We start from the raw sequence: 8,072 nt of genomic DNA on the forward strand, positions 1-8,072 counted from the left end.
CTTAATACTGCTGTCTTTATTTCTACTTTAGAAATATTTTAATCTCCAACTATTCAAACAACTTTGAAAACATTATTATGTGATATAATCACTATGTCAATATGTTTTTGCAAATCAAAAGGCATTAATGTATAAATATATAATCATTTAGAATATTAACATGAAAAAATACATCTTTCTGCTTGCACTTGCGCCAATGTTAGTTGGCATCACATTATACTTATTGCATAACATTGGTAATACAAAACAATCTATAACTTCAGGTGACAAGTTTTATGAAGGATTATTCTTAAAAAAAGATAATAATCCACTGCTAGAAGAAATAGACTCAAACTGGAAGTATTTAGCAAATTTTGAACGCGCATTTAATTATATCTCAGATTCAACGCCAACAGATACAGCATCTATTTATAGTGATTTAGCAGATAATAAAGATATTCCTGACGTTTTTTGTGAATTAGCACGATACTTAGAAGTAATGAGCTTACTTCACTCTAATGGTAAAAAAATAAATCAAGAAACAATTGATAATTTACAATCAAGTACAGTGTATCCTTATTCAAGCCAAGAAGTAACCGCTATAGTAAAGATACATAATAATGATATTAAAGGTGCAATTGAAATACTGCATTCACTATTAAATGATAGAGAATGCCCTACTCTAATCAAGGCCAATGCACAAGAATTACTTCAGATATACGAAAGCTAAAAAACTGCTTGCATAACAGCAGTGTGTTGGATTCAATGAAAGCAGAAAAAGTTGCTTTACAAATTTCATCAGTCTCCTTATTATGACATTAAGGGCATTCATGACTCAAAACTTGTTTTTGACCTGCAGATTCAATAACAAAATTCAGGGTATTTATTGGTAGATTACATAAAATTATAGCGCCTGTATGTCTTTTAAATTTTTTCTACACTCAGCCAAATCGCACTTAAATTAAGCGTTAGCAGTAGGGTCGAGAGCTGGCGCGCCTACTTTAGGGTTTGATGGCTTATCCATCACTTTCATGATGGTCCTCAATCCAAATTCCCATATTTACGTTTCCAACTCCCGCCTCATCAAACGCAGCATGCAGTTTTCCCGCACTACGCTTCCCTAGTAAATTCTTTACCAAAATTTATAACATATTGTACTGGTGATGCTTTCGGTTTGTAATATCTTACTCTATAGTCTGAATACAGACCCAGCTTATATATCCATTCTCTACTCCGCCTCTTCCAGCCAAACTCTTTTGCTTTTCTGGTTCGCATTAAACTGCATCTAAAAACCTGTTTAAAATCTTTTCAGGAGTAGAGCAGTGAAAGCAAATTTGTAAGCTGGTGTTGAGTTTCCGCTCGCAATTTTTCCATAACCGTCTACACTTCTCCAACCAAGCAAAAAACAGCCCATCTTTTTGGCAATACGGCAAACCTGTGTAATTCGCTTCACCTCAACAGCTGCACCAATAGTATCTTTTATTTGAGTTGCAAAATTTTCTCCAGTGTAGCCGACATCAACCAGTATATTTTGAGAGGTTTTCTCTTGCATTTTCGATCATTTTTACAGCACTGCTACGGTCAGTTATTTCTGCCGTTGTGATATAAATTGCGTGTCTTGAGTATCAACTGCAATATGGCACTGAAATCTTTTTACCCGCATCGTAGCCCTTGTTTTCAGCAGTATCTACATTTTTTACGCTCTGAGCATCAATTATACAGAAACTGTTTCCGACCATTGTTTTGTCGCAACTATAGCCCTACTCATAATAGTCGAAAAAGAGTAAGATATGGATTTATAGTAGTGAAGGTAAGTAGCATATAGTTATGACGTAAGGAAAAAGGTAATGGAAGCGTTGGATGAAGGAGTTGCCAAGAGATTTAAGATCGGAAAAACAACTTTATATGAGTGGAAGAAAAGACGTGAGAAAACGGGAGATTTTCAGTCAAAAAAGCCTGGAAGCGTAGATAAAATTACCGACTGGAATGCATTTGCAAGGTGGCAAAACTCAGTCAGAGATGCTGGGGCAATATCAGTAGACAATCGAGTACTTAAAAATATAGGATTCACAAGACCTACGGATACAAAGAAAGAAATGAGGAAAAGCGAGCTCAATTTGCAAGGGTTATAGCGACAAAAGAACCTAAAGAATTAGTGTAGAGTCTGGCTATGGATATTGCCAGAAAGGACAGCCCTAAAATCTGGAATCAGCATGGTTGCAGCCTTAAGTGGAAGAAAAATAGTTGCTCCGTGAAGGCCACTGCAATATGTTAATAAATGGTTTGAGCAATTTCTGACACCGATCTGGACAAACTTTGATAATGCTACTTTTCATAAGTCTAATAAGATTACCGAACTTGCTAAAGGGGTTGGTGCAGAAATTTCATATCTGCCTCCGTGCATATATTCAGCATACAAAACAATCGTGTTTTCTAACTCTTCTTTTCCTTTTTTGCATGGTAAAATAGTAATTCTAATACGTTTAGCCTTATCTCTCTTTCTCTTGCTTGAGCTATTTGTTTTATGCTATTAATAATATAATTTTTGAGCTCATTATATAGGGGAAGTATTGCAAGAGAAGATGTGTCTGCATAAGAAGAGTATAAAATAGTAAATTTATCACATAAATCTTCATAATTTTGCTGATATTCCTCTGGCTCATATTTTAATTGGTTTATAGTTTTTTTGTCTTTTAAGCTTTCTAGAACGCCCTTTGATTGCTGATTACATTGTGAAACGACTTCATATATTGTTCGAAAATCAGAGGATAATATCTAATCAACTTTTTCATAGACTTTAAAGTGAAAAGATGAGTAGTTGATAAAACCGTTTCCGTTATGCTTTTCAGTATTGTAATTTTTAATAGCATCTTTATCCTCATTACTTAATTTATAATAATGCTTATCTAACAAGTGTTGCTTTAGTAGACTAATCAACCTATTTCTGCTAGCTTATTGAATGTCACATTTTAAGTAATTAAGAATATCTATATACTTAGTAATAGAAAAATCCTTTATGCTAGTTCCATGCTCTAATAATGATTCAATTAATTCTACTTTTTTCACAACTTTTTCTTGCCAATAACTTGTGGCTAAATATGAGCTGACGCACAAGCAGAGATCGGCGTGCAGCTCTTCTATAACTTGATTTATGAGGGTGTTCTGTATTTAATATTAACGTCAACTCCGTTTTTTATGAGAAATTTTATAGCTTGACTGTCAATTTCTTCAAGAAAGGTGAAAAAAGTGTTTCTAATATCATCATCTTCACTTTCATTTATATGTGCTCTCAGCACATCATTACTCAATCTTCCATTTTAACTAGCTCCTTTAGCTCTGCTACTTTCATCTTATAGCGGATATCAGGCTCAACTTCTATACGTTTTTTTCCAAACACAGCTTATTCTTTAAGTAGATGACCAATTATTAATATACCAATTTTTGCCACTAAGGTCAAATTACAGATTTCTTAGCCGTTGTCCTGACAGCACTAAAGATGTAAAATAATTTTACTTAGGAATGAATACCATAAGAAATTTTACAATAATAGCCCATGATGACCATTTAATAGAGGAGTGCAAGAGAAATCAAGTCAATGTATATAGAACGTGAGCGTGGAAAGCACAAACGGTAAGGCTTAATTGTACTGCAAGTTATGGTGAATTATCTGTACGAATTGCCTAAAATAGATGAGAATTATATGATTAATAAAGTGATTTCTCATTCAAAAAAAGTGTCAGCTATGTTAAAGGATTAATAGGTAGGAAAGATGTTGCAAACTTCCTAATGCTTATGTATATGGTATCAGATAGTTTTATGAGGTAAAATGTATGATTTTGAAAAAACTTCAAGATATCAAAAAAGAACTAGAGGAGTCAATACAGAGCAAGTCGATAATAAAGCTGCCTGTGTCTGGTAACTTAGTTAATGATATTAGAGAAAGTCTGGAGCTAATTAAAAAGCATCCTGATCAAGAAAAAAATATAACAGAAGAGCTTATTAATCTCTACGAAAAGCTTATAGCAGCAGGTTTCATTGTTCAACACGATTGTTGGGATAGCTTTAAACGTTCTTCAGCTGACAGTAAGCCTTTGAGTGACAAGTATAATTTTGCAATAGCTTATGGAAACTTAAATATAGTAGTAGAAGGCTTAAGTCTACTTTATAATGATGAGTTGTATAAAACAATCATTGATAGTAGTAGAGATAAACTACTTGATAACTTTATATCACTTCAGAAAGAAATGAAAGAAGCGCTAGAAAAAATGCAACAACAAGATGCAGCAAGGCAAAAAGAATTAGAAAAGAAAATTGAAGAAGAGTTTAGCAAGTGCATAGAAAGCGGCACTATTGATGAGGTATCAATTACAAAGTATGGGGATCAAAATCTTCTTTATGCAATAATTAAGCTAAAAGAAGACAATAAAAGCACAGATATTAAAGTAAGCGAATTTTTAAATAGTGATTTTTGTAAAAAAAACAGTATTGCTGCTTTTTGGGTTTTAAATGGCAGTCAAGAAAGAATTATATATGGTAAGATAGATGAGAAGGGGGTTAGATATTATTATTTAGGTACCACAGATCAATATAGAATAAAGTTTAACTGGTATATAGATGAAAGGAAATGTAGCATTACATTAAGTGCTAATAGCGATGGCACTATTAAAATAGTAAGTGATAAACCAGATAATAAAGATTTAGAAGAAAATAAAGATGTAAAAATTAAAGTTGGTAATACTTACCTAAGCCTTGCTGATGCAGTAAAAACATGTAAGCAGAATAGCCAGCAAAGCGATGAGGTAAGTAGCAAACTTAGTCAATCATCAGCTAATGAGCATTTCCGGCCACTAGTAAAGGCTCCAGCTTCATGTTTTTAGCAAAAAGGGAGATAAGTAATTGCTCTTACAATACTTAAAATGTAAAATAGATCTACTTAAATAAGTAGATCTATGAACAATATAAGAAACTTTGCAATAATAGCACATATAGATCATGGGAAGTCAACTCTTGCTGATCGTTTAATAGAAGAATGTAACGGTCTTGAGACAAGGGAAATGACCAATCAGGTACTTGACTCAATGGATATAGAGCGTGAACGTGGAATCACAATCAAAGCACAAACGGTGAGACTAAGCTATACTGCAAGGAATGGTAATCAATATTGCCTAAATCTCATGGATACTCCAGGTCATGTCGACTTTTCGTATGAAGTCAGCCGAAGCTTAGCCGCATGTGAAGGTTCACTTTTGGTAGTAGATAGCAGCCAAGGAGTGGAAGCTCAGACTTTGGCAAATGTGTACAAGGCAATTGACAATAATCATGAGATAATAGTTGTGCTTAATAAAGTCGACCTTCCTGCTGCAGATCCAGAAAGAGTAAAGTCTCAGATTGAAGAAGTAATTAGTATTGATGCAAGTGAGTCAATTTTGATATCGGCAAAAACTGGGCTTGGGATAAAAGATGTACTTGAAGCTATAGTGACAAAACTTCCAGCTCCTCAAGGTGATATAAATCCTCCACTGCAAGCAATTTTAGTTGATAGTTGGTATGACCCTTACCTAGGGGTAGTAATTTTAGTGCGAGTTAAAAATGGAGTTCTAAAAAAAGGCATGAGAATTGTTATGATGTCTAATAATGCTACATATCAAGTGGATAATATTGGTATTTTCACTCCTAAAAAAGTTATGACTGGTGAACTTTCAGCAGGTGAAGTTGGTTTTATAATTGCTTCAATGAAAGAGATGGCAGATTGCAAAGTAGGGGACACTATTACCGAAGAGAAAAGGCCATGCAGTGAAGCATTACCTGGCTTTAAAGAAGTCCATCCTGTGGTATTTTGCAGTATTTTTCCCAACAACACAGATGATTTTAAATATTTAAGGGAAGCACTGGAAAAACTGCATTTAAATGATGCAAGTTTTACTTTTGAAGCTGAAACATCAAATGCGCTAGGCTATGGATTCCGTTGTGGTTTCTTGGGAATGCTGCATCTAGAAGTTATCCAAGAAAGACTCGAGAGAGAATTTGATTTAGACCTAACAGCAACTGCACCAAGTGTTATATATAGGGTTGCAACACAAAACGGCGAGATTCTGAATATTCATAATCCAAGCGACATGCCAGATCCAGTAAAAATTAAAATGGTGGAAGAGCCGTGGATTACTGCAACTATAATGGTACCTGACCAATATTTAGGAGAAATTCTATCTCTATGTGAAGAGAGGAGAGGAGAACAGCAGGACTTATCTTATATTGGTAATACGACAACGGCACTGCTGAAGTATAAATTACCGCTGTCTGAGGTTGTTTTTGATTTTTACGATAGACTAAAATCAATTTCCAAGGGGTATGCAAGTTTAGATTGGGAAATTTCCAATTACCAGGAAAGTCAAATAGATAAATTGAGTTTTTTAGTTAATGGGGAGCCTGTGGATGCGTTGGCTTGTATCGTTTACAAAAGTAGGGCAGAAAAAAGGGGACGCGAAATATGTGCACGTTTAAAAGACTTGATACCACGTCAGCAATATAAAATCGCGATTCAAGCGGCAGTGGGCAGTAAAATTATTGCGAGAGAAACAATTAACCCGTATAGAAAAGATGTAACAGCCAAACTCTATGGCGGAGACGTCACACGAAGGATGAAGCTGCTTGAAAAGCAGAAGAAAGGTAAGAAAAGATTGCATTCTGTAGGAAACATAAACATTCCACAGAATGCTTTTATTGAGGCTTTGAAAATAAATGATTAATGTATGTCTAAAAACATAATTTTAAAGAACTAAGTGGCTATTTGCTCAATAAATTTATTTGCATTGAAATAGCTATATCATATCTTAAATCAACACTATACAAGATGCCATGCAACAAAAGATTTCTTGCATAACTTAGGAATATGCAAGAACATACCGAAAGCAACATTAGTGAAGGTATGAAATACAAACAAATAAGTAAACTTGATGAAGAGGAGTTACGGAGATTGACAGGAGTAAAAAGAAAAACATTCGAAAAAATAATAGAAATTTTAATAGAGGAAGAGGCTAAAAAAAAGGCAAAAGGAGGCATGGAAGATCGTTTGTTAATGGCACTACCGTACCTATTTAAAGCTATGGAATAAGTGAAAGCGCCTGCATTTGCTGATAAAGCATCAAGATTTTGCATTGCCTGAAAAAAAAGAGCTATTAAATGCAATATGAGATTCTGGTAGTAGACGGAACAGAAACTCCCATAGAGAGAGCAAAAAAAAGCAGAAAAGATTTTTTTCAGGAAAAAAAAGAAACATACAATAAAAACACAAGTATAGCCCTTCTCATAACAGTCCAAAAAGGTCATAAGAAGGAAGAATCAACAGCATGACGAAAAGATGTGAATAGAGTTCCTGATTCTGTTTTTTATAGCAAACCAATGATGCTCAATTTTGTTAAAATCTGGAGAATACGGAGGCAGATATAAAATTTCTGCACCAACCCCTTTAGCAAGTTCGGTAATCTTATTAGACTTATGAAAAGTAGCATTATCAAAGTTTGTCCAGATCGGTGTCAGAAATTGCTCAAACCATTTATTAACATATTGCAGTGGCCTTCAAAGATTAACGGAGCAACTATTTTTCTTCCACTTAAGGCTGCAACCATGCTGATTCCAGATTTTAGGGCTGTCCTTTCTGGCAATATCCATAGGGATAGTCTTCGGTATTATCAATACCAGATTCATCTATATATACTAAGTTTTGAGGTTCTTTTGTCGCTATAACCCTTACAAATTGAGCTCGCTTTTCCTCATTTCTTTCTTTGTATCCGTAAGTCTTGTGAATCCTATATTTTTAAGTGCTCGATTGTCTACTAATATTGCACCAGCATCTCTGACTGAGTTTTGCCACCTTGCAAATGCATTCCAGTCGGTAATTTTATGGTTATAGCCCACGTTTTTGACTGAAAATCTCCCGTTTTCTCACGTCTTTTCTTCCACTCATATAAAGTTGTTTTTCCGATCTTAAATCTCTTGGCAATAGTTTTCTCCTTCATCCAACGCTTCCATTACCTTTTTCCTTACGTCATAACTATTTACCTTCACTACTATAAATCCATATCTTACTCTTTTTC

General features: G+C 34.5%; 8 protein-coding genes and 4 pseudogenes. 6 read left to right on the forward strand and 6 right to left on the reverse strand.

Going from position 1 to position 8,072, the window contains the following annotated elements; genetic code table 11:
• Positions 1 to 160 precede the first annotated feature (160 nt).
• Positions 161 to 709 (forward strand): hypothetical protein, encoded by a 549-nt coding sequence (locus Wcon_RS00775; protein ID WP_114516854.1) that lies wholly within the window; start codon positions 161 to 163, stop codon positions 707 to 709.
• 286 nt (positions 710 to 995) lie between these two features.
• On the opposite strand, the gene Wcon_RS12410 is transcribed toward Wcon_RS00775, so the two are convergent.
• The gene (locus tag Wcon_RS12410) at positions 996 to 1,118 is read right to left on the reverse strand and encodes a hypothetical protein (protein WP_255565430.1); all 123 of its coding nucleotides are present in this window, start codon (positions 1,116 to 1,118) and stop codon (positions 996 to 998) included.
• A gap of 158 nt (positions 1,119 to 1,276) precedes the next feature.
• A pseudogene (locus Wcon_RS11670) lies at positions 1,277 to 1,706 on the reverse strand (transposase); the annotation flags it as partial.
• 90 nt (positions 1,707 to 1,796) lie between these two features.
• Here Wcon_RS11670 and Wcon_RS00790 point away from each other — a divergent pair.
• Positions 1,797 to 2,378 (forward strand): annotated as a pseudogene (locus Wcon_RS00790) (transposase); the annotation flags it as partial.
• Positions 2,379 to 2,754: 376 nt separating this feature from the next.
• Here the strand turns inward: Wcon_RS00790 and Wcon_RS11325 are convergent.
• Both Wcon_RS11325 and Wcon_RS11330 read right to left on the reverse strand, forming a co-directional pair.
• The gene (locus Wcon_RS11325) at positions 2,755 to 2,916 is read right to left on the reverse strand and encodes a hypothetical protein (protein ID WP_179947443.1); all 162 of its coding nucleotides are present in this window, start codon (positions 2,914 to 2,916) and stop codon (positions 2,755 to 2,757) included.
• 212 nt (positions 2,917 to 3,128) lie between these two features.
• Positions 3,129 to 3,275 carry a hypothetical protein gene (locus Wcon_RS11330; RefSeq protein ID WP_179947444.1) on the reverse strand — a complete coding sequence of 49 codons (147 nt, stop codon included), beginning with the start codon at positions 3,273 to 3,275 and terminating at the stop codon, positions 3,129 to 3,131.
• Between the two features lie 534 nt (positions 3,276 to 3,809).
• Here Wcon_RS11330 and Wcon_RS00795 point away from each other — a divergent pair.
• The 4 genes from Wcon_RS00795 (at position 3,810) to Wcon_RS12970 (ending at position 7,329) form a co-directional block, all read left to right on the forward strand.
• Positions 3,810 to 4,856, forward strand: coding sequence for a hypothetical protein (locus tag Wcon_RS00795; protein WP_114516856.1), 1,047 nt, complete (start codon positions 3,810 to 3,812; stop codon positions 4,854 to 4,856).
• 72 nt (positions 4,857 to 4,928) lie between these two features.
• Positions 4,929 to 6,725, forward strand: coding sequence for a translation elongation factor 4 (gene lepA / locus Wcon_RS00800; RefSeq protein ID WP_114516857.1), 1,797 nt, complete (start codon positions 4,929 to 4,931; stop codon positions 6,723 to 6,725).
• 179 nt (positions 6,726 to 6,904) lie between these two features.
• On the forward strand, positions 6,905 to 7,090 hold the full coding sequence (locus Wcon_RS12965) for a hypothetical protein (RefSeq protein WP_147269130.1): 186 nt from the start codon (positions 6,905 to 6,907) through the stop codon (positions 7,088 to 7,090).
• Positions 7,091 to 7,158: 68 nt separating this feature from the next.
• Positions 7,159 to 7,329 carry a hypothetical protein gene (locus Wcon_RS12970; protein WP_179947442.1) on the forward strand — a complete coding sequence of 57 codons (171 nt, stop codon included), beginning with the start codon at positions 7,159 to 7,161 and terminating at the stop codon, positions 7,327 to 7,329.
• On the opposite strand, the pseudogene Wcon_RS00810 reads toward Wcon_RS12970, so the two are convergent.
• Positions 7,302 to 7,806: pseudogene (locus Wcon_RS00810) on the reverse strand (transposase); the annotation flags it as partial. The gene Wcon_RS12970 and the pseudogene Wcon_RS00810 sit on opposite strands and share 28 nt — an antisense overlap.
• Before the next feature lie 54 nt (positions 7,807 to 7,860).
• A pseudogene (locus Wcon_RS12975) lies at positions 7,861 to 8,007 on the reverse strand (IS630-like element ISWpi11 family transposase); the annotation flags it as partial.
• Positions 8,008 to 8,072: the final 65 nt, after the last annotated feature.

It is taken from the genome of Wolbachia endosymbiont of Cylisticus convexus (genome assembly GCF_003344345.1).

Excerpts from the sequence above, each read along its gene's own strand:
- Wcon_RS00775 (WP_114516854.1), top strand. The coding sequence starts at position 161 with ATGAAAAAATACATCTTTCTGCTTGCACTTGCGCCAATGTTAGTTGGC.
- Wcon_RS00795 (WP_114516856.1), top strand. The coding sequence starts at position 3,810 with ATGATTTTGAAAAAACTTCAAGATATCAAAAAAGAACTAGAGGAGTCA.
- lepA (WP_114516857.1), top strand. The coding sequence starts at position 4,929 with ATGAACAATATAAGAAACTTTGCAATAATAGCACATATAGATCATGGG.
- Wcon_RS12965 (WP_147269130.1), top strand. The coding sequence starts at position 6,905 with ATGAAATACAAACAAATAAGTAAACTTGATGAAGAGGAGTTACGGAGA.
- Wcon_RS12970 (WP_179947442.1), top strand. The coding sequence starts at position 7,159 with ATGCAATATGAGATTCTGGTAGTAGACGGAACAGAAACTCCCATAGAG.